17 protein-coding genes are annotated in these 22,369 nt (G+C 44.6%); 1 reads left to right on the top strand and 16 read right to left on the bottom strand.

What is annotated here, in order from left to right; all coding sequences use genetic code 11:
- Nucleotides 1-115: 115 nt before the first annotated feature.
- The 14 genes from OCV30_RS16875 to OCV30_RS16940 all read right to left on the bottom strand — a co-directional run bounded on the left by OCV30_RS16875 (nt 116) and on the right by OCV30_RS16940 (nt 18,979).
- The gene (locus tag OCV30_RS16875) at nt 116-2,884 is read right to left on the bottom strand and encodes an insulinase family protein (protein WP_065677987.1); all 2,769 of its coding nucleotides are present in this window, start codon (nt 2,882-2,884) and stop codon (nt 116-118) included.
- 319 nt (nt 2,885-3,203) lie between these two features.
- Nucleotides 3,204-5,966 carry a M16 family metallopeptidase gene (locus tag OCV30_RS16880; protein ID WP_065677986.1) on the bottom strand — a complete coding sequence of 921 codons (2,763 nt, stop codon included), beginning with the start codon at nt 5,964-5,966 and terminating at the stop codon, nt 3,204-3,206.
- 212 nt (nt 5,967-6,178) lie between these two features.
- Nucleotides 6,179-7,045, bottom strand: coding sequence for a LytR/AlgR family response regulator transcription factor (locus OCV30_RS16885; RefSeq protein ID WP_065677985.1), 867 nt, complete (start codon nt 7,043-7,045; stop codon nt 6,179-6,181).
- Nucleotides 7,046-7,117: 72 nt separating this feature from the next.
- Nucleotides 7,118-8,152: a sensor histidine kinase gene (locus tag OCV30_RS16890; RefSeq protein ID WP_065677984.1), complete on the bottom strand. Its 1,035-nt coding sequence runs from the start codon at nt 8,150-8,152 to the stop codon at nt 7,118-7,120.
- A complete protein-coding gene (locus tag OCV30_RS16895; RefSeq protein ID WP_065677983.1) occupies nt 8,152-9,444 on the bottom strand; it encodes a hypothetical protein in 1,293 nt (430 codons plus the stop codon). The genes OCV30_RS16890 and OCV30_RS16895 overlap by 1 nt, the downstream gene beginning before the upstream one ends.
- Before the next feature lie 9 nt (nt 9,445-9,453).
- The gene (locus OCV30_RS16900; RefSeq protein WP_065677982.1) at nt 9,454-10,254 is read right to left on the bottom strand and encodes an outer membrane lipoprotein-sorting protein; all 801 of its coding nucleotides are present in this window, start codon (nt 10,252-10,254) and stop codon (nt 9,454-9,456) included.
- Entirely contained in the window at nt 10,247-11,545 is a 1,299-nt protein-coding gene (locus OCV30_RS16905; protein WP_065677981.1) for an ABC transporter permease, read from the bottom strand. Before OCV30_RS16905 ends, OCV30_RS16900 begins: the two co-directional genes overlap by 8 nt.
- Entirely contained in the window at nt 11,533-12,231 is a 699-nt protein-coding gene (locus tag OCV30_RS16910) for an ABC transporter ATP-binding protein (RefSeq protein WP_065677980.1), read from the bottom strand. Before OCV30_RS16910 ends, OCV30_RS16905 begins: the two co-directional genes overlap by 13 nt.
- Nucleotides 12,232-12,317: 86 nt before the next feature.
- On the bottom strand, nt 12,318-12,992 hold the full coding sequence (locus OCV30_RS16915; protein ID WP_065677979.1) for a hypothetical protein: 675 nt from the start codon (nt 12,990-12,992) through the stop codon (nt 12,318-12,320).
- 187 nt (nt 12,993-13,179) lie between these two features.
- Nucleotides 13,180-14,625, bottom strand: a complete 1,446-nt coding sequence (locus OCV30_RS16920) for a sugar porter family MFS transporter (RefSeq protein ID WP_004732634.1) — start codon at nt 14,623-14,625, stop codon at nt 13,180-13,182.
- A gap of 42 nt (nt 14,626-14,667) precedes the next feature.
- Nucleotides 14,668-15,324, bottom strand: a complete 657-nt coding sequence (locus OCV30_RS16925) for a nucleoside/nucleotide kinase family protein (RefSeq protein ID WP_004732633.1) — start codon at nt 15,322-15,324, stop codon at nt 14,668-14,670.
- On the bottom strand, nt 15,303-16,157 hold the full coding sequence (locus OCV30_RS16930) for a PfkB family carbohydrate kinase (RefSeq protein ID WP_004732631.1): 855 nt from the start codon (nt 16,155-16,157) through the stop codon (nt 15,303-15,305). The genes OCV30_RS16925 and OCV30_RS16930 overlap by 22 nt, the downstream gene beginning before the upstream one ends.
- 18 nt (nt 16,158-16,175) lie before the next feature.
- Nucleotides 16,176-17,228 (bottom strand): class II fructose-bisphosphate aldolase, encoded by a 1,053-nt coding sequence (gene fba, locus OCV30_RS16935; protein WP_004732628.1) that lies wholly within the window; start codon nt 17,226-17,228, stop codon nt 16,176-16,178.
- A 227-nt stretch (nt 17,229-17,455) separates the two neighbouring features.
- The gene (locus tag OCV30_RS16940; RefSeq protein WP_004732627.1) at nt 17,456-18,979 is read right to left on the bottom strand and encodes a glycoside hydrolase family 32 protein; all 1,524 of its coding nucleotides are present in this window, start codon (nt 18,977-18,979) and stop codon (nt 17,456-17,458) included.
- A gap of 223 nt (nt 18,980-19,202) precedes the next feature.
- On the opposite strand from OCV30_RS16940, the gene OCV30_RS16945 reads away from it, so the two are divergent.
- Nucleotides 19,203-20,432, top strand: coding sequence for an ROK family transcriptional regulator (locus tag OCV30_RS16945; RefSeq protein WP_019351022.1), 1,230 nt, complete (start codon nt 19,203-19,205; stop codon nt 20,430-20,432).
- An 83-nt stretch (nt 20,433-20,515) separates the two neighbouring features.
- Here the strand turns inward: OCV30_RS16945 and OCV30_RS16950 are convergent, their stop codons facing one another.
- Together OCV30_RS16950 and OCV30_RS16955 are read right to left on the bottom strand one after the other, a co-directional pair.
- A complete protein-coding gene (locus tag OCV30_RS16950) occupies nt 20,516-21,391 on the bottom strand; it encodes an NAD(P)-dependent oxidoreductase (protein ID WP_065677978.1) in 876 nt (291 codons plus the stop codon).
- A 12-nt stretch (nt 21,392-21,403) separates the two neighbouring features.
- Nucleotides 21,404-22,306, bottom strand: coding sequence for a LysR family transcriptional regulator (locus tag OCV30_RS16955; RefSeq protein ID WP_065677977.1), 903 nt, complete (start codon nt 22,304-22,306; stop codon nt 21,404-21,406).
- Between the last annotated feature and the right edge of the window lie 63 nt (nt 22,307-22,369).

Raw genomic sequence — 22,369 nt, forward strand, 5'->3', positions numbered from 1 at the left:
CCTAGCGCTGTATTCACGCATCCAAAGTCGTCAAAAAAAAAAGCCAAGCAATGAATGCTTGGCTTTAATGGGGTATTTGTCGAAGCACTTTTGGCTATCGTTTTCACGCTCTACGTTAGGCTTTAGGACGCATGATGTTCTTAACCTTGCGGCTATTTTCACCAAAAACACGCTGTATCAGATCATTCATCTCTTCAGTGGAAATCGATCTCGCCACGCCCTTAACTTGAGATAACGCTTCTACACCGTAACCATGAAGTAGGTAGCGAGACAGATACCACGCTTGGTCGATTGAACTCACCTCTAAAGGCGTGAAATCCGCTTCAAACTGTTTTACTACCGCTCGCATTTCATCTTGCGAGACACCTTGTAAAAGATCCACAATCACCTTATCAATCGCCACTTCGACTTCATCTATGCTTTCTGGCGCTATCATTGCACCGATAACCCATTCACTCGACAGCTCACTATCTTGCGATGCTATATACGCGTAAGGCGAGTAGTCTAAACTCAACTCTTCACGAATATAAGTATCTAAACGAGTCGCCAACAAGCGTTGCAGTAAGTCTTCCATGAAAACATCTTTTGCCGACATTTTAACTTCAACGCTAGGCTCAGAGATAACTCGTAGGATGTACTCTGCGCTATTCACATTGTTGATGGCTAAATCAATACGAGCTTGCGCGGGTTCCTTATAAGCCATTTTAAAGTCCGGCACAGCAGCTTTTTCCAACGGAATCGAAGCCAAATATTGCTGAACCAAAGGCTTCAATTTACTTGGATCAATATCACCAACGACCACCAACTGATTGCGTCTCAATTGACCAAACAATTGCTGGTGAACAGTGCGGATATCTTCAACAGAAACTGCTTCAACTCGCGCTTTATCGACAAAGCGGTGACGGCTTTCTTGACGATAAATATTTTGGTTTATCGCACGCTCAAACTGGCCAGCCGGACTTCTTAAGAAAGACTCTTGACCTTGTACAAATTCCTGCTTTACCGCCTCTAACTGCTCTGGATTAATTTTGGGCGCAGTTATGAATGTATAAAGTGCAGCAAACGCATCTTTAAGCCCATCTTTTGGGATATTAAATTCAACACCATGACGAGTGTTGCCAATAAAAGAGTCGGCTTGAATATTTTCACGGTCAAGATACGCGTGAAGTTCAGAACCGGTCAAATCACCCACACCACTTCGAGCAAAAGTAGGTAATGCAACCTCAACCGCTGGGTATAAGCTTGGATCCAAAGCGGCCTTTCCACCCAAGCTCATGTACATTACGCCAACATCATCATTCGCCAGTGAGTCGCGTAGGTACCACATATCAATGCCATTACTTAGCGTCCATTTTTGGATGTATGGGTCGACAGATGTTTGTTCAACCAGCACAATATCGCCTTGCGAACTCGGTACTGCAAAGGCACTCCCCGTCGCTGCAGTTAACGGCGCGCTGCCCATCTGACGATAAGTGGCTTTTAAGCTCTCTAACGAGTTGTTGATTGCGGCTCTGTTTTCAGTCTCATTCATGCCAATGATCATGAAATAATCACCAGAAAGTATGCTGTTTATGTTGTCATTAATAGCTTCAAGACTGAAGTTGGCAATGAAAGCCCCCATACTTGCCTGATAATCTTTCTGTGATTGAACGATTCGACCAGTCACTAAAGCACTTGCTTTGTTGTTCGCGTGATCGACACCGTCTTCTTTATCCCAGTCATGCTCAATATTATTGAGTAAGTTTTGGTAGTAGTGTTGCTCACCGACAATTTCAGCTTCCGAAACACCGTAATCACGCAATGACGCCAGCGTAGAGAGCAGCTTTTGCTGAGTCACTTCACGACTTCCAACAGGGAACCCAATACTGGTTGATGAATAAAGCAGAGCACCCATTTCAAGACTGTCTGACGCTATCCATTGAGTCGGCAATGCTGCATCATTAAATACCGCCTCAAGTCGTTGTTGAATCAGTAATTGAGAGGTTTCATCCAACCAACGTTGGTGCTGTTGAGCGTGAGTTTCAACGATGTTTGAACCTCGGTTAAACGTCAGTGAAATACTTGGGGCTTCTCTCTTCGTATACTCAACATAGTCACCTTCGTTGAAAGTAGTGACTTTCTGTTTGACGGGTTTAGGCGTTGCACCACGCTGCCAACTAGAAAACTTCGCTTCGATTAATGGGATCACGGTGTCGATGTCCACATCACCTGAAACAACAAGCTCTGCGATTTGAGGTTGATACCAAGTCTGGTAAAAATCAGTTAGGCTTTGAGAAGTGGCATTTACAACCGACTCTTTCGTTCCCAATGCATCTTGAGATTCATACGGACCACCTTCAATAAAGTGGTCATAAAACACTTCTGGGAATGACTTATCATCAAGGCGAGCCATGCGAAACTCCCCAAGGACCACACCTTTTTCTTTTTCAACTTCTGAACTGGTGAGATCCAATCCATCACCGATGTCTCGCATCCACGTTAGGGCTGACTGTAATTGGACGTTATCGGGCAAGTCTAGCTGATATACCGTCTCTTCATAAGAGGTGTAGGCATTGATATCAGCACCAAAACTAGCGCCAGCATCTTCAAATAGAGCAATCACATCGTTTTGAGAGAAATTCTTACTGCCATTGAATGCCATGTGTTCAACGAAGTGTGCATAACCCTCTTGTTGATACGTCTCTTGAATCGAACCCGCATGCACAACTAAACGAACAGAAACAGGCGCTTCATGATCAGGGTAGACATGGTAGGTAAAGCCATTCTCTAGTTGGCCTGAAGTCCAAGCCGGATCCGGTTGGATGAAGGTTTCATTCGTTTTTGATGTTGAGCTACAGCCAACTAAGGCAAGGCATAATGCCGTCGCTAAATAATATGTTTTCATAACAACCTCTTAATGTCATTCATCGACAATATACAGCTTGAGTTAATGATTATTATTTAATACTGAACTGAATGAGTATCTTTGTGATCTGAAGCTATATTTTATAAATCACCATCTTGTTTATAAGGTAACGATTGTAGTTGTAGTTGTAGTTGTAGTTGTAGTTGTAGTTGTAGTTGCGGCATTTCAGAGTAACCAATTAAATTTACAACTGGCCTCAGCGAAAAAAGCCAAATGACGGTGCATTTGGCTTAGGTTCGACATTATATATTTTGGGGTGGAAAGCGACTTTTCTAAAAAGTCACTTTACTCAATCAGCTTAACTTTGTGGCCTTAACAAGTTCTTCAACTGGTAGCTGTTATCTCCAAAAATTTCTTTAGCATACTCAGTCATATCTTTACTAGAAATTGAATCTGTCGTTCCCTGTAAGTCAAACAGTGCCTCAACACCATAGTCATGAATTAAGTAACGTGAAATAAACCAAGCTTGTTGAGTAGGCTTATATTGAAGTGGCGTGAGGTCAGCCACTAGCTGTTTAGCTGCCGTTCGAGTCTCTTCTTCAGAGATCCCTTTGACAGCTTCAGCAATAATTTTATCGATCGCCTGTTCAACCTGATCTAAGTTTTCAGGGGCTGTTAAGGAGCCCACCAACCAGTCGTAACTTGGCTCACTGTCTTGAGCGACCGAATACACGTAAGGTGCATAATCCAAGCCTAACTCTTCACGAACATAAGCCGTTAGGCGACTCGACAATACGCGCTGCAGCATATCATCCATAAACACATCTTTTGCTGTTTTATCCCGAGCTTGCTGGGAAATTACACGCAACAAGTACTGACTGCTGTCTTCATTGTTGATCGATACATCTATTCGCTCTTCTGAATCCGTTTTATAAGCCACCTCATAATTAGGAGATTCAATCGCTTCTAGTGGCAATGAAGCAACATATTGGCGTACGAGGGGCTTAATTTCAGATGGCTTAATATCAGCAACAATGACAAGCGTATTGTCTCTTAACTTCTGAAAGAGTTGATGCTGTATATCAAGTATATCTTGAGGTGTAACAGCTTCAACATCTTCACTTTCCAACATGATATGACGACTGCTATCTTGATAGCTGTTGCGATTCACCATCTGGGTAAACTGTCCCAATGGGGTTTCTAGGTAGGCAGTACGACCTTGCGTGAATTCAGACTTCACTGCCTCAAGCTGATCGCTGTCGATTTTAGGTTCGGTCACAATGGTATACAGTGCAGCCAAGCCTTCTGCGAGCGTCTTCTTCTTAGTGTTTATTTCCAACCCGTGATGAGTGAAGTTAATGAAGGGGTAAATTTGGATGTCTTTACGTTTCAAATGGGAATTTAATTCCGAGCCACTGAATTTACCAACGCCACTGCGATTCGAAGCTGGAGTGACCACCTCTAGCGCAGCAAATAAAGAAGGATCTAGGGCTGACTTTCCACCTTCACTGGCATAATAAACGCCAACATTATTACCCACCTCAGGGTTTCGTAAATACCAAACCTCGATACCATTGCTCAATGTCCATTGCTGTAAGTTAGGATCCTCACTCACCTGAATTTGTTTCACAATGTCGCCTTGAGATTCTGGCACGCTAAACGCAGAACTTGCGGTAACGAGCAGTGGTTTGTTACCCGTCTTTTTATAGGCTTTTCTGACATCTTTTAGCTCATTCTCCATGGCTTGAAGATCTTCCTTAGAAGATAAACCTAACCCCAAAATATAAGGGCTAGAAAGCAAATCATCTAAGTTATCATTCACGGCCTCGAGATCCGTATTCGCAAGAAATGTTTTCAAGCTCGACTTATAATCAAGCTGTGATTGAACGGGTTGGTTAATCACCAATGCTGTCGATTTACCATCAGCATGAGCCACAGCATCCATTTGATCCCAGTTTAGTTGAATATCGTCAAGGTTCGCTTGGTATTGCTGAAGCACACTCGCCAACTCATATTCACTTACGCCATAATCACGCAAAGAGGCGAGAGTAGAAACAAACTGCTGCTGACTTTGCTCTCGGCTACCAACAGGAAAACTTACCGTAGTAATCGAATACCTTTGGTACTCTAATAAGTAGGGTGTTGAAAAAACCCACTGCACAGGTAACGCAGCGTCAACAAAGTCAGAATTCAACCTTTGTTGGATAAGTTGTTGAGCAATATCATCTAACCAAAGCTGATGTTGTTGCTCATGGCTCTGTGTCACTCTTTCCCCACGATCAATGACTATCCCGATGCTCGGTGGCTCGACAGCAGATCCATACGCCACAAAATCTTGAGTATTGTAATCCACTGACGTGTTCTTCACGGGAACCGGTGTTGTGCCTCTTTGCCAATCAGAGAAAGTGTCTTCAATCAAAGGGATCACTTCTGCCAGTGTGATATCACCAGAGACAATCACTTCGGTTAACTGAGGTTGATACCAGGTTTGGTAATAGTTCTTTAATTCTTGAACATTCGCTTTAGAAACGGATTCTTTATTGCCAATAGGATCGTTACTTTGGTAAGTCGTCCCTTCAACCAGATGATCGTAGAACTTAAACGAGAGAGGTTTATCTTCAACTCGCGTGTATCGAAACTCTCCAAGTATCACACCTTTCTCTTTTTCGATTTCAGCTTCGGACAGCAGTAAACCATCGCCAATGTCTCTAAACCAAGCCAGCGCTTTGTCTAGGTTCTTATTGTCGGGCAGATCTAATTTATAGAGGGTTTCTTGGTAAGAGGTATAAGCATTTAAGTCTGCACCAAAACTGGCACCAGATTGCTCAAATAACTCGACCACCTCATTTCCTGAAAAGTTCTTGCTGCCATTAAACGCCATATGCTCAACAAAGTGGGCGTATCCTTTCTGTTGTTCGCTCTCTTGCAAAGATCCGGCATGCACGAGTAAGCGTACCGAGACCGGTTGTTCTTGGTCAGGGTAGACATGGTAGGTTAATCCGTTATCTAACTCTCCTTTGACCCAGTATGGATCAGATTTCAATAACGTTTGTTGTTGAGGAGTAGAGCTGCAACCTAGCAATGTGGAGCTCAATACGACGACTAAATAGTATGCTTTCATAACGATCTCTTTGAAGGGCTTTCCTCCAATATATCCGATCGCAATAGCATAATAATTTCATATAAATTCAGTCATTTAAATTTTGAGAGACAATCTAAACATGCATGAAACTGTCAATTTTATAAATTACACAATCTGATAGTCATAGGTTATAGATCGGGTGATTTCACATCCCTTAAAACTGATTTATTAAATTCCCTTAAACAGGTTTCTCACATCCCTTTAAAAAGAGCTTGCGAAGCGCGACTGATCGGTAGCTTCTCGCCTGACACATACGCCGACATCTGGCCTGACAGCCCTTTCTTCACCTTATCAATGGCCGACACTTTAACCACCACCGAGCGGTGGATCTGCCAAAATTCATCAGGATTGAGCTGGGCGATCAGCTCTTTTAGAGACACGCGAAGAATAAATTCCTCTAGCAAACCGCCTTGGCCCTTTTTAAATATAGACACGTACTTGTCTTCCGCTTTGAAGTAAGCCACATCATCGACGGCGATTAGGTGAATGTCTTCTCCAACGCTAGCCTTGAGCCACGTTAGATGTTTCTTCTGCTGTTGATAAAGGGGCTGCGATAGATAAGGAGGCTGCGTTTGCTGGGAAGACGATTGTGATAGCTGTTGAAGCTGAGCCATTAACGCCGTGATATCGGGCTGTTCTGGCGTAATACCTGATTGTGTTTGATTGCTCGACAGACGTACTTGAACCTTCTGACAGGTAGCGAGTAGACGCTCTTCGTTGATTGGCTTCAGCAGGTAATCCATAGCATTGTGTTCAAAGGCTTTAACTGCGTATTCGTCATAAGCCGTAATGAACACAATCAATGGCGGCGAATCTAGCTTGTTGAGTTGTTTCGCTAGTGATATTCCATCCAGCTCAGGCATACGAATATCGAGAAAAGCCACGTCTGGCTTAAGCTGCTGAATACTCTGCATCGCCTCCAAACCGTTTTGTGCCTTACCGACGATCTCTAACTCCGGCCAAACCTCAGCCAAACTCTTGTCGAGATGGTGCCTTAACAGTGCTTCATCGTCTGCGATAATCGCCGTTACGCTCGGCTGTATTGCTGGGTTGTTCATGGTTAGTCCTTTAAATTCACACTGTAAATCGTCTGTTTTTCGTCACTATTCTGTGCTTTTGGGGCTGTAATTCTAAGCGGCTGCGTCAGTCAGTGGTAACAAGATCGTAGAAACTACCCCGCCCTCAGCTTGTTCAGTAATCGTTAGGCTCGCCTTATCGCCATAAAGGGTTTCGATTCTTTGACGAATATTGCTTAACCCAACACCATGCCCCGTATTCGCAGAAGGCGTTTTCAGCCCTGAACCACTGTCTGACACTTCAATCTTCAACTGCTCAGCTTGTTGAGTAATACGGATATTCACTTGGCCACCCGCCGCTTTGGGTTCGATACCGTGCGTGAGTGCATTCTCGACCAAAGGTTGAATCAAGAACGGGGGAATCACCTGCAAATCGCTAATCTCGTGTGTTTCAATCGAGAACGCTAAGCGCTCACCCAAACGTATCTTTTGGATATTAAGATAAGCGTCTAACAAGTCGACCTCTTGTGCGATGGTCGATTGCTCAGTGCGGCTGTTTTTCAAAGTCACACGCAACAAGTCGGTGAGTTTTTCGAGCATCAACTTGGCTTTCGCGCTATCACTCTCTATCAACACATTGATGGTCGCAAGTGTGTTGAACAAGAAGTGCGGTTCAATTTGGCTTTGCAGTTGCTTAAGCTGACTCAGCACCACTACCTTCTCTTGATCGGCCTGACGACGCTTGGCCACTTCCAATTCGTTATCAGCGCGTAGTTGTTGCTCTCGGGTATAGAAATAGTAATAACAAACCGAACAGAAGATCACACCGAGCAAGACTACGGATTTAAGGTCAGAAATATTGGTTCCGAAATATCCGTTTAACCAGTAGTGCGCATTCAAGGTACCAAAGGTCATCGCGATCACCATTGAGATACCCACTTCAAATACCCTGGATTCTGTTTTAAACAACTTAACCAGAATAAAAGAGGAACCTACTGCGCTATAACCAAAACCAAAACTTATCGCGAGATTGACCACAAAGTCGCCGCCCCAAATCGTTTGTGTAGTGACGGCAATAACGAAACAAAACAGAGTGGTCAGCGTAAAGCTTTTGATCCATGAAGCCTGACGGTTTGGAGAAGTGTTCATTAAAATCGTCCTTTGATATTTAAAAGAATCATATGACTATCGGGTAAGTTGGCGTAAGCAGAATCACTTTTACCACCTAGAAAGCGTGCAGCAAGTTCCAAATCCAACGATGAATTGCCATTATCTAAAGCCTGATAGTTGAGCCACTGAGTTGCAATAAAACCGCCATCTTGTGGAGACAACATTACATCAAACGTTGGCGTGATATCTTCAAGCCAGCCATGTGTCGAATCCAGAGACCAGTGAAACATGATGTTGTGCTGAACCAAATTGGCGTGTTGGTACCCTTGAGCGTAAGAACTAGCCAGTGATGCTGTCATCGGATTAACCGACAAAGACTCGGCACTTTCTATTGCGCTTTGCCACTCAGAATGACTCCACGCTCGGCTATCAAACCAGTATTCCAACACCACATTGTGGCCAGTGTCATTGGCCCATGTTAATCCGGCTAACGCTTGATAAGCTTCGCCCTGCTCTTCAAGATAAACCGGTTTAAGCATTAAATCCGGCTGACTGTAGCCAAGGCTTTGTCGCTGATAAACCATCGAACCATGAAACTCCCAAGCGAGGTTCAACACCGACACTAAACTCGCCCCAAGCAAGCCGTGGCGTACATCGTCATAATAAGCGACCCATTGATACTCATAGTCACCCACAAGGTTGTAACGACGTAACCCAAATCCTTGTTGCTGGTTCTGCTTTTCGAATTCATTTACATCTTGGGAAGTCCATGATGAATCGCTGTAAAGCAGTGTCCACTCACCCGTCATATCGAACAATGACGCCGAAGCTACACCCGCGCCCTCTTCTGCGACAATACCCACTGGGTTTTGTCGATACGGCTTGATGATGTCTAACGGTCGGTAGCCATAACCCACGCCCCAATCCAAACGAACCTTGCCAAGCGTGACATCGAGGTAGTGATCACCAACGACGGAATTCGACAGCTCGACACCACCTTGCCAAAACAACTCACGCACAATGAATTCAGACTCAAAGCTCGCGTCTTGTTGCTGAGGGTTGTTGCTTAGAATATCGTTGGCTTTCACTGCGAACAGACCAAGCCAATTGCCATATCCAACCTCAAGATCCAGCAAGCCATTGAATGACTGACGATTATCAGACGCTAAAGGGCTGAATGGCGACTCTCTCGATTCAACGGCTTCTGCACTCAGTTGCCAGTCCCACGCCAAGCTCAGATCGTCCGCTTGAATCGTGTTACTCACACAAGACAATGCAAGCAAGGTAGCAACTGAATACTTGATGTGATACTTGCGGTTGATAGCTTTCATGGCACCCTCCTACAGCCCAGACACACTATTACGAGATAGATACGCAGGGTTGTAGTACTTATCAGCCAAGCTTTGTTCAATCACTTCGCGATACTCAATCACGGTTTTCTTACTTGGCTGTATCTTATCGAGCAAGGTCATCGACACCACTGTTGGTAATCCATCACGCTCGCCTTCAGTAAACCAAGCTTGCTTGGCTAGCTTTCCTGAGCGCAGATACAGATCCGCTTTAACTGGAAACGCTCGGTCTGCCGTTAACCACAGATCAATCGATTGATAGCTAGCACCCTTGGTTTTCGCCGCGAGCTTTAAGTGATGGGTATCGAGTGTCTCGCCAGTCGGCATCTCAACTTGTTGCTCGGCAACCCACTCACCTTGGTAGTCTTCGCTCCAAGTGAGTGTCGAGATATCGCCCACCGAGGCTTCACCCAACAATTTTTGCATCGGTGTGATACGAATTGGTCGGCGCGATTTCGGCATCAACAGCCAGTAATTATCTTCAATCATCAGCATCTTCTGACCTGCCTCGACAGCCGATTTGAACACGACCAACGACTCTCGGTTTGGTCTTGTGTAGACGTTGTACTCACGGGTTTTATCGAGCTGTTCGTCTTGATACAGCGCCACCAAAGAAACCACCTTAGACGCTTGTGCACTGTTCAAACGGTAGCTATCGGCCTTAGCGATCATATCAGTGGCTTGTTGTGAATCGACTGCCCAGCTTGGAGTTGATGCTAGAGCCAAAACCAACACAGAGCCCAACGCGAAAGCCAAACCCAAGGTATTGAATGAACGAGTTAATTTACACATAAACCAGTGCCTCCGTGATTGGCTTATTCACGCCTTTGCGAGCAGAGAAATAAGCAGCCAGCAAACATATCGTCAGCACACCTAAGGTGGCGTAACCAACCAATTCTAATGAGAAGTAAATGTTGAGTGGGTAGCCTTCGCTTCGACCCGGAGGTGGTGGCATTTGTATATCAACCACCAGCAATAACAGCGACACTAAGCCACTCACGATTGCGCCAATCGCACTGCCAATCAGTGCCAGTAACCCCGCCTCTTTTAAAAAGCCTGCGACGATTTCAGAGGGGTAACTACCCAGTGCCGACAAGGTGCCGATTTCACGAGTGCGTTCCGTCACCGACATGGTCATGGTGTTAAACAGCGACACGAATACCACCAATGCCATCACCGCACCCATGATGCCGAAGATCCGGTCGTAAAGATCTTTAACCTTGGTGTAGAAAAACGCGCGATCTTGCCACGGAGTGATCTCGATCTCTGTGCCTTGATCGTTTTGGCTAGCGCTATTTCGATCTAAAGCAGTTTGAATACGCTGTTGAACAGTCGAGGTCTTGTTGGTTTCAAATAGGAACACCGACAAGGTACTGACTTTGTCTGAGGCCAAAAGCTCTTGTGCGGTGGTGATATGAACATACAGCTGACGCTTATCCAGCTCAGGCACCCCTGTCGAATAGATACCCTGCACCTTAAAATCAAAGGCATTCAAAGCGCCATCACTGGTAGTGGCAAGCAGTGTCACCCAATCACCAACGGCAACTTTAAGGTTACGAGCAAGATCAGTTCCCAGCATTACTTGTGGCTCTTGGCTGTCGTATCTTGGTGATTTCACATCCGACAGGGTTTGCCCGCTGCGCACATCTAAGAAAGGACCTTTCATGTCAAACTCACGCTCATTCACGCCCGTTCCCATAAAAATGGTCGATTTGCTGCCATTAGAAACCAAACCGCTGAAGTAAACTCGCGGCTGCACACCACGCACATCACTATCGCCAATGATGCTCTTGGTTAGCGCTTGAGCCTTGTCTAGACCATTGCTCAGCGGCATGTCTTCATCTTGTTCAAAGTATCCCGGCGTGCTCAAAGTAAGATGACCAGTATCTCGAGCGGTCGACTCTCTCAAAGATTCGTAGGTATAAAGCCCATAACCACCCGCACTAGTCAGTGCAAATACGGCAATCGCGATTATCAACACTGAAAGCAAACTACGACGGCCATTTCTTAATAAGTTAAGCCACGCCAAACGCACCGAAGTTGGAAGTAAAAACGTGCTCATTCTTTGTGTTAACTTGCCCATGAGATTGCCTCCGTGGTTGCAGGTTGTGGCGCCAGTTGACCGTCGATAAGTTCAATGACTCGATCGCAGCGCTGTGCCATTCGTGGATCGTGCGTTGCGACAATAAAAGTCGTGCCCATTTCGTGGCCGAGCTCTTTCATAATGTCGATCACTAGGTTAGCGGTGTGACTGTCTAGGCTTGCGGTCGGCTCATCGGCAATCACTAGGCTTGGGTTGTGGATCAGTGCTCTGGCTATCGCGACACGTTGCTGTTGGCCTCCGGAAAGATTATTTGGGCGATGATGCACATATTCACCTAGCCCAACACGCTCTAACATGTCTTGCGCTCTGGCCTGTTGTTCTTGTTTCGAGCATTGGTTCAACATCAATGGATAAGCGACGTTCTCAAGCGCCGTCATCACAGGAACAAGATTGAAACGCTGAAATACAAAACCCAACGACTGACGACGAAAACGTGCAGCGGCGATTTGCTCTGTCGGATACGGTTGGTCATCAATATTGATTTGCCCTCGATAGTCCATATCCAACAAACCAAGAACATTCAAAAGTGTACTTTTTCCAGACCCAGACGGCCCACACAAGGCCACCATTTCACCGCGTTGGATGTGTCCATCGACCCCGTTTAATGCATCAACACGTTGACCGCCAGTCACATACGCTTTGCCGATACCTTTAAATTCAATCATTTCGTTGTCCTCTGATTACCCATCATTCTTAAGCGTTCGCAGTTGTTAATGAGCTTTAGTAAACCGCTATTTAGCACTCGCAGCTGTTATTTGGCTTTCGCTATTAGGGCCTTCGCCGTCATTGTCTCGATGTTGCCAGCATCAGCAGTTTCCATTTGTTCTAGCCACGCTTGTGCTTGCTTAAGATCTTCAGCACGAATCGACGCCGTGATTGCGTAACGGTAAATCCACGAGGTCGCAGCGAAGTGTTGTTGCTGGAAATCATCTTCCGCAAGTAACGAGAGGAACAGGTCATAACCACGATCGAAATGGTTAAACATGTCTGGCAGAGAGGTGTAAGTAACGGCGGCCATGGCGCGAGTTAGGTAAGAATCTGGCAGCCCTTGAACACGAGGTTGCTCATGAATCGGTTGATCTTCGCTTTTAAGCAGAACCAATGATTTATCAATGGTTGATAAGCCCTTTTCCACATACTTCATCTTGTTCCAAGGCAAGAACGCGTCACGCCCCATTAAGGTTTCTGTGCTTCCTAAATACACCAAAGTCAGTGGTGTCGCGCCATCTTGTTGTAACGTGTCATTCAGGCGTTCGTAAGCCACCTCAACCAGATCTTCATTGCCTTGCGCGGCTTGATTGTAGATGTCAAGAACGTCTGAACTTGGGTTCGCTAAAGCTAACGACGGTGCAAACGAAACAAGCGCAATCAAAAATGAGCGCTTAAATTGAGAAGTAAATGAATAAGTAGTACTTGCAGTAGCCATGATTTCTAATCCCTTTCAAATGTTGACGTTGAAAGGTTAACTAGAATTTGTCGTGCAGTTTTATCAATGCGACGAATGGTAATAATGAGGAGTGAATGGTTTAGAGAGGGTGTGAGTGGGAATATACGTGAAAGTAAAAAAGCCTCCACATACTGGAGGCTCTATCTATATTAACAACAACTAATCGCTATACTTGCTTTGGTTGAAGTTCTTTACCTTCGACCTCTTTTATATCAAATCGTTGCTTTAACTCTTTCTCGATGCTTTCTAAACTGCGATTTGCTGTCTCAGGAAGGATTTTGATGGCAAACCAAACTTGGCCAAGCAAGATAATCGCGAACATGATGAACAGTGCCGATGTTCCAAATGATTCTCTAAAAGCTGGTGTAAATGAGTTCAAGATAACACCTTGAATCCAGATTGCTGCCGTTGTTATTGAGACCGCGCGGCCACGGACTGAAGTTGGTAAAATCTCAGCTGAAATCGTGAACTTCAGAGGACCTAAACCTAGTGCTGTGAAGGCAACAAAGAACGCCATTAATCCAACAATCAACATCGGTGGAGTATCCGGTCTGTCGAAGAATATCGCTAGGCCGATAAGACAAACGAAACAACCAAGTGCAGAAGTTATCAGCATTTTTCTGCGGCCTACTTTATCAATGAATACCATTGAAAGTGAGGTGAAGATGACACTTACTAGACAAATCCAACCAAATCCGCCAAGTGCTGACCCCTGACTTCCCATAATTTCTTCTAGCATGACTGGACCGTAGTACATAACAACAGTCACACCAGACCATTCAGACCAGATGGCCAGTAGTACACCGGTCATCAAGCCAAAGCGCATTACAGGATTTTTGACTAATTGTTTGTACGATCCTGCTTTTTCAGAGCGAATTACCTGTCGACATTCAATGATAGCTTCTTCCGCTTCGCCTTTAGTTAGGAGCTTTTTGAGAATGTTAGCTGCTTCTTTTTCTCTCGATTTAGATATCAACCAACGAGGGGACTCTGGAAAAAACACGACCAAAGCAAGGAAGATGACTGCTGGCAAAAACTCAACAGAGAACATGCCACGCCAATTTTCAGTAATAAAGAAGTGATCCAGGTAATGACCAGTGACAACGGCAGATTGGCTGTAATCAACAATAAGTGTGTTGGTAACAACCGAACACGTTAAACCGATAACGATGGCAACTTGAAATAAGTTACTGAGTTTTCCTCTATGTCTTGCTGGAGCAACTTCTGCAATGTACATCGGGCAAACTACAGTTGCGATACCAATACCAAAGCCACCTATGATACGAGCCCAAATCAGTAAGTTGAATGAGTCTGCGTACATACAACCAAGCACTGATACGATAGCTAATATAGCACCTAGCATCAGAGGTTTTTTACGCCCAGCATAGTCCGCAATAGGGCCAGCAATTATACTACCAAATAGGCAGCCAACGAGCGCTGAAGATACATACCAGCCCTGTTGTAAGGACGATAACTCAAACTGTTGTGTGATTTGTGTAATCGTGCCGCCAATAACTATGGTGTCCATTCCAAATAGGAATCCACCAATCGTTGCCGCGGCGCAAATGAATGTCAAAAAGAACATTTTCTTATTGCTTTCACTAAGAATCATTTGATCTCTCCATGAGAATTGTAGGGTACATGGGACGCTGTTCTAGTGCGTCTGGATTACGTAGTCTGCGTTTGATTCGTATTGTTTTATTTTTAACGCATTGACTAGATCCACGCGCTCGGTTTTATCGAGCGCCTCTTGTTTCGACTTTCCACCAGCCAAGTGTCTTGAGATTAATCGCTCTCTGAGTACTTCCTCACTTGCTGTGAGAAAGATCTTTAAGTCAATTAAATCACTGACAGGTCGCCAGTCTTCATCGGTTGAGTAGATGTAATTGCCTTCGAGTAAAATAATTTGAGTGTCCGGCTCAATTAAAAAACCTTCAACAATTGGATCGTGTAACTCACGACAGTATTTCGGCCAAAAGAATGCGTCAGTGTTTGGCGTCACCGCTTCGGAAAGCAAATGTGCCAACGAGGTTACATCAAATGTTTCGATGCTACCTTTGACTGACGTCAGTCCTTTCTCTTTCAGTACTGAGTTGGGGTAGTGAAAGCCGTCCATTGGACACAGTTGGGCTTTAAATCCTAACTGTGACAGTCCAGATAGTAGGGATTCAGACAACGTTGATTTACCCGTCGCTGGTGCACCAGAGATACCAATGACAAGAACCTGTTTCCCAGACTCTTGGTAGGTGTTGGCGACCAGTTGAGGAACGCTTGCAATGTCATCACCCGTTAGCGAATATGTTTTAGCCATGATCTGGTTCCTAATTCGGTACATGATAATGCCGCTATGTGACTGGCTTTCTTTAGAGAGTCACGAAAATCTTGACTCTCCGAGTAGTAGTGACAAAAAGCTCCATGGAAAATATCCCCGGCACCTAGCGTATCGATAGCGTCAACTTTAGGTGCAGGAATTACCCCGCTACTTGACTCATCACTATAAAAAACACCTTTGTCACCCAGCGTCATTGCCCACTTTTTGATCCCGTATTGGTCGCAAAGTGCCTGCATTTTATCTTTGTCACCATTGGTGAATTCCTCCGAAACAATAGGAATAGTACAGAGAGATAAAAACTGTTCGCTGTGCGATTTCCAAGTACCAGCGTCTAACACAATATCCCCAGTAAACTCAGCCAAAGCTTGCACGTTTGCGCTAATAAACGGATGCTCATATTGATCAAGTAATACGAGCTTTGCATTATCTAGCCACTTAGGGTCTAAACTCATCACCTTTTCGCAATCAGGCTGACTGGCGTTAACGATGAGCCTAGATGCAGTTTGCTTTGCAGAGATAATGTTCGATAGTGGTAGCTGGTATTCATCGTCTAAACTTAAATCCACAACCGAAATTTCGTGTTCATTAAGCTCTGCTGTCACTATCGATTTATAGAGGTGCTCTTTACCTAAACATGTCCAAAGGTGTACATCAGAGCCTAATGCGTTGCATGCAATGGCAGCATTGAGTGCAGACCCACCACCACCAATAAAATCAGCAATCGCATTCACCTTTTGATCAGGATCAGGCATCACTTCAACAAAGCTCATCAAATCAATCGTGCTTCTGCCTATAAATACACAATTTCCCATACATAGAACTCCTTTGAATTACAGCTCACCGCTAGCGTAGCGTGCAGCCATATCATCCATAGAAATTGGTGTAATCTTGTCACCGTGACCAGCACAACCAAATCGTTCAAATCGGTTTAAACAAAGTGTCGTTAGTTCATCCATTCCTGCTAATAGGAACTTACGAGGGTCAAACTCTTGCGGATTTTTCATCGCTAATTCTCGGAAGCGACCAGACATCGCCATACGGCAATCAGTATCGATATTTACCTTGCGAACACCATGTTTGATACCGCGCTCGATTTCTTCGATTGGCACACCATATGTTTGAGGCATTTCACCGCCATTCTCATTGATCATATCTTGTAAGTATTGAGGAACCGATGAAGCTCCATGCATAACTAGGTGAGTCGTTGGGAGCTTCGAGTGAATTTCTTCGATTACGTTCATCGCTAAGATATCGCCATCAGGTTTGCGAGTGAACTTGTAAGCACCATGGCTTGTGCCACAAGCGATCGCTAATGCGTCAACCTTTGTTCTTTTAACAAAATCAACGGCTTGATCTGGGTCTGTTAGCAGCTGGCTCTTTTCAAGGATACCAACAGCACCAACGCCATCTTCAGCTTCAGCTTCACCGGTTTCTAAAGAGCCAATACAACCCAACTCACCTTCAACTGAAGCACCAACCCAGTGCGCAGATTGAGCGATACGAGAAGTAATATCTACATTGTAGTCGTAGCTGCTTGGTGTTGATGCATCACGCTCCAATGAGCCATCCATCATGACCGATGTAAAGCCGTGGCGAATTGCTGACAGACATGTTTCTTCGCTATTGCCATGATCTTGATGAAGAACGATTGGTGTTTTCGGGAACATTTCAGCAAGTGCACAAACCATCTTGTAAAGCATCACATCACCTGCGTAGCTTTTACGAGCATTGATACTCGCCTGTAAGATGACACCTGAATTACATTTTGCTGCAGCGCGTACAATGGCAAGTCCTTGCTCCATGTTGCTGATGTTGAAAGCTGGAACTGCATAACCATTTTCTGCTGCGTGATCCAGTAGTTGTCTTAGTGTAACGATTGCCATTTTCTTCTCCAATTTAGTTTTAATTGTTTCTTGCAATTAAATCTATTTCATTTAATTGCAACTGGCAATTAAATGAAATGTAGAATGTGAAAAGGATCGTGTTTTTGTTTTGAGGATCGTTATTTGAGTTGGATAAAAAGGACTTTTTTTCATGGGGATACTTTTTGAGGAACAAAAAAGCCCAGCAATAAGCTGGGCTAAAAAGAAGAAGGGGAAAGCTGAATCAGTTATTCGGCAACACTTTTCATACCGAATGTTTTTAGTGTCTCAATTCTAGCATTGCCGTTCTTAGCGTATACATAGAGACCTGCACTGTCTTCATCAGAGAAGATGTTATTGGTCATCACAGTACGACCTCCATCGGTAAAGACTTCCACAGAAATACTGTCCATAAAGATACGGATGTTTGCTCGATCTTTACTCGCACACTCTAGTGGGCATGTTCTACGTAAGGCTGAACGACTGCCCGATTGAGTACGATCAAAGGCCAGTTCGCCTTTCTTTAGATCCAACTCAATCAGTGTTTTCTGCTCACCTTTACTGCGAATTTCAAATACAATGCTATCACAGTCGCTTGCGGCTAGATCGATGTCAGCAATGATTTCACAGTGAACATTATCACCTGCTTCAAATGCGAATTTTTCACCATCGTTTAACTTGAGTTCAGTATGCCTTTTTGGTGAATGACGCAATTTTTCAACTTCTTGTACAGGTGTGAATTTCAGTTTTCCGTCATGACATAAAGATACTTCACGAGCCAGAGAGATGCTCCCGTACCAACCAAGTTCACTGGTGTCGTAAGTTCCATCACACCATGGCATGAACGGCCATGAACCAATCCATGCTTGGATTAGAGTACGCCCATTTTCATCATCGAATACTTGTGGTGCATAGTAGTCAAAGCCCCAATCTAATGAGCCCATTGTTGACCAATGGAATTTGCCTGTTTGGTAATCAAGGTCACCAACAAGGTAGACCACCTGACGTTGCTGCATACCCATAGGTGAATACATGAGTACGTGCTTGTCACCCAATTTGAAAATATTTGGACACTCAAGCATTGTGCCTAATTCACCCATACTCTCTACACAGTACCCTACGAATTCCCAATCGGTTAAGTTTTCCGAGCGGTGTAGACATACTTTACCGAAACCGTTGGTCTCGTAGTTTGATGGGTTAATTAGATCGCTCACGCCATCTGTAACACCCGTCACCATGTACCATGACCCATCGTGTTTCCAAACCTTTGGATCGCGGAAGTCATGCAGGTTAATTCCCTCTGGCGGATCAGATAAGATTGGATTACCGTCGTACTTGTCAAAGTTAATGCCATCAGTCGATGTTGCCATGCATTGAACTTGGCGAGCTTGAGCACACCCAGTGTAGAAAAGTGTCATCACACCATCATTGTTCACAGCACTACCAGTAAAAATACCTCCGCCATCCCAGCCGTCATATTCTTCACTTGGTGCTAAAGCTTCTGGCAGTGTTTCCCAGTGAATGAGATCTTCGCTGACTGCGTGTCCCCAGTGCATGGTTCCCCACTTGCCAGTGAAAGGATGGTGTTGATAGAAAAGGTGATATTTACCCTGATATTGAATCAATCCATGCGGGTCATTAATCCAGCCTACCGGTGCTTGGTAATGGTAATGCTCACGCCAATGGTGCTGCTTAACCGTATCTTTATGCTCAGCGATGTATTCTTCAACTTGATCAATAATTGCCTGATGCTTCTTCTTATCGAATACCACAAGGACCTCCAATGTTATCGAAATATATTTAATTGCAACCTGCAATCAAATATATTTCATTTAATTGCAGCTAACAAATATAGTATGATGAACTTGAGATTGCGCTCACATAAGTAAAGTAGGCTCAATTTCTAACTATATGATTTTATTGAATCTTAACTTTTTCTATATATTGTGTAGATCCATTGGAACGTTATTGCAGATCAAATTGGTCGGGAGAACTATGAATAAGCCTATGAGAAGCGGACTGGGCGTTTCGTTAGATGATGTACAAAATCATAATAAGCGCGTCATTCTTAATGCACTTCACAATAGTGGTAGTTGCTCCAGAAAAGAGATCAGCCAATTGGTTGGACTTGACCAAGCGACGGTGACGAGAGCGATAAAACCTTTAATAGAACAAGGACTTATTGTTGAAACGGGTGTGCGAAAAGCGGCACGTGGTCGAAGCTCTATCTATCTGGGGTTCAATACCCAACATCTACGAATTGTGTCCGTTCGAATACAGCGTACTAACTTCTCAATTGATACCTACGATCTCAATGGTGTTTCGCTAACCAACGTAGTCAAACCCATTAATACTGATAATAGCCCAGAAGAGCTGATCGAGTATTTGACTAAGCAAGTGAGCGATGTTCTGAAAGAGCAGGAATGTGATGTTTTGGGGATTGCAGTGGCGATGCCCGGTCCATTCTTAGAGCAAGATAATAAAATCATGCTGATGACTGATGCTAAAAATTGGCAAGATATTGATTTCATTTCCCACATGCGAGAACAATTTCCAGACTATCCAATTTATGCTGGCCATGATGCAAAACTGGCAGCACTCGCGGTTTGGCGCCAGCTACAAAGCACCTATGAAGCAAGCGTTTTACTGTATGTCTCTCTTGGGCAGGGTGTAGGTTCGGGCTTAGTGATTGAAGGGCAGGTTTATCACGGCAGTTTAGGTACTGCTGGGGAGATTGGCCACACATCGATCAATTTTCAAGGGCCGCAATGTAAGTGTGGCAATCTAGGTTGCCTTGAGCTGTATAGCTCGACGACGGCTTTAGTGGAACGCTACAAGCAAGAGGCGTCACTAGTATCCGCGGACTTTGAAATGGTAGTTAATGCATTTCATGACAGAGAATCTGCTGCGATAAACGCGGTTGATTACTTAGCTAAGTGCTTGGCACATGGCTTAGTGAATAACATTAACCAATTAAACCCTGATTTAGTGGTGATTGGTGATGAACTGACGCAATTAGGGGCTGATTTCTTAAGTCGTGTAAAGGAATACACATATCGTTTATTACTTCCGGATCTAGCAAGCAATATCGAACTGGTTCTTGATGAGAGTGATGAAGATTTGGTTCATAAAGGTAACTATCACAACGTGATGTCAAATGAGCTACTGCTGCCTTTGGCACATTTGGGGATTAAAGCCACCAACACACCTGAAAGTTCTAAATAAAGTTAGCTAACACAAGCCAAACAAAAATAGCCGCTAGTGAGCGGCTATTTTTAATTATCTAAACGAAGTTTCTATTACTCTTTCTACTTCTTTGTCTCTTCAACCACGGCTTTCATCAATACCGAGGTATCCATACGGCCTTGTCCTTGGGCAGACAGTGCCTTGTATGCGTTGTTGGTTTTTTCCGTCAAAGGAAGTTGGATGCCTTGGCGCTCTGCTTCATCTAAGCAGAAACCTAAATCTTTGATCATCCAATCAATTGCAAAGCCAAAATCGAACTTGTCTTGCGCCATTGTGGTTGCGCGGTTTTCCATCTGCCATGAACCAGCTGCGCCGTTTTTCAGGCAATCAACCAGAGTTGGGATATCCAAACCTGATTTTTCAGCAAGTACCAAGCCTTCAGAAAGGCCATTCAGTACGCCTGCAATGCAGATCTGGTTAACCATTTTCGCGCGTTGGCCTTGGCCGACTTTACCCATCAGAACCGACGACTTACCGTAAGCTTCGAACACAGGTTGAAGGTCATTGAATAGCGCTTGTTCGCCGCCACACATAATAGTTAACACACCATTTTCTGCGCCCGCTTGGCCACCAGACACTGGTGCGTCCATAAAGCGAACACCAGCTTGCTTCGCTGCCACTTCAAGCTCTTCAGACAGCACAGCAGACGTTGTGGTGTGATCGACAAGAATCGCGTTTGGCTTCATTGCAGCCAATGCGCCTGTTTCGCTGGTTGTCATGCTGCGAACGTCGTCATCGTTACCTACACAAACCAATACCACGTCAGCTTCTGCTACACATTCAGCCACAGATTCTGCCGCTTTACCTTGGTGTTTATCAGCCCAGTCTAGCGCTTTGCTGTGAGTGCGGTTAAATACCGTTACTTCAAAACCGGCTTTGACTAGGTGGCCTGCCATTGGGAAGCCCATAACGCCTAGCCCGATAAAACTTACTTTCATTTCTTTCTCCTTTTATTTGACCGAGTCATCGCTATGAAAAGATCGAACACTCTCAATCAATGCATCAATAAGCAAGGTCAAAGCCTTTGGCTGATATTTTCTTTCTTTGTACACTAAATACGCTTGGCGATCACCCCGATGGTACTCAGGGAGCACTTGAATCAGATTCATCTCAGGGGATACATGACGAAAAGGCAATGAAGCAAGCCCCAAGCCTTTTTGCGCCGCCGCCGCCACCGCATGGATATCGTTGACGATGAACTTGGGTTTAATCGTGATCATCTGCTCTAAGCGGTCGGATTTGTAGAGCGGCATATCAAACACATCATCGACATTAATCCAATCTTGCAGCTCCAAATCGTTCGGCTTTCCTATTGTTTCACGCGAATCCAAATATTCTTGGCTCGCGAAAAATCCGTGTTTGGCCTTGAAAAGCGGACGAGCAATCATGCCTTCCATATCCGAGATTTTAAACGTGATCAGTAAGTCACGATCGGTCTGCGGAATAAGCTGTTGCTGGCTCAGAGTTAGGTCGAGTTGAACGTTTGGATATTGAGTGAGGAATTGCTCTACTGTCGACCGTAGAAAGCCACTATAGAAGTTATGAGGCACTGCGAGCTTAATCTTACCTTGGATAGCATCACGCTCTTCCAACAAGCTATTAAAGCCTTGATGGATAGACTCCATGCCACTGCTCAGTGCAGCAAAGGCCGCCTCGCCGTCTTTAGTGGCCACCAGCTCACGACCTTTCTTTTCTAAAAGTCGGATATTCAGGCGATCTTCCAATGCGGTTAGCCTACGCGACATAGTCGACACTGGGAGTTGCAGCCGTTTAGAAGCCGATAGCAAAGAGCCCTCTTCAACCACTGCACAGAATAAGAACAGATCATCAATGTTTCCAAATATGGAATTCATACTTCTATATGTGCCTATTTTTCTCATTAATGGATAGATATAACCTTATCTTATCAACAACAG

The organism is Vibrio atlanticus, from assembly GCF_024347315.1.
GTDB lineage: Bacteria > Pseudomonadota > Gammaproteobacteria > Enterobacterales > Vibrionaceae > Vibrio > Vibrio atlanticus.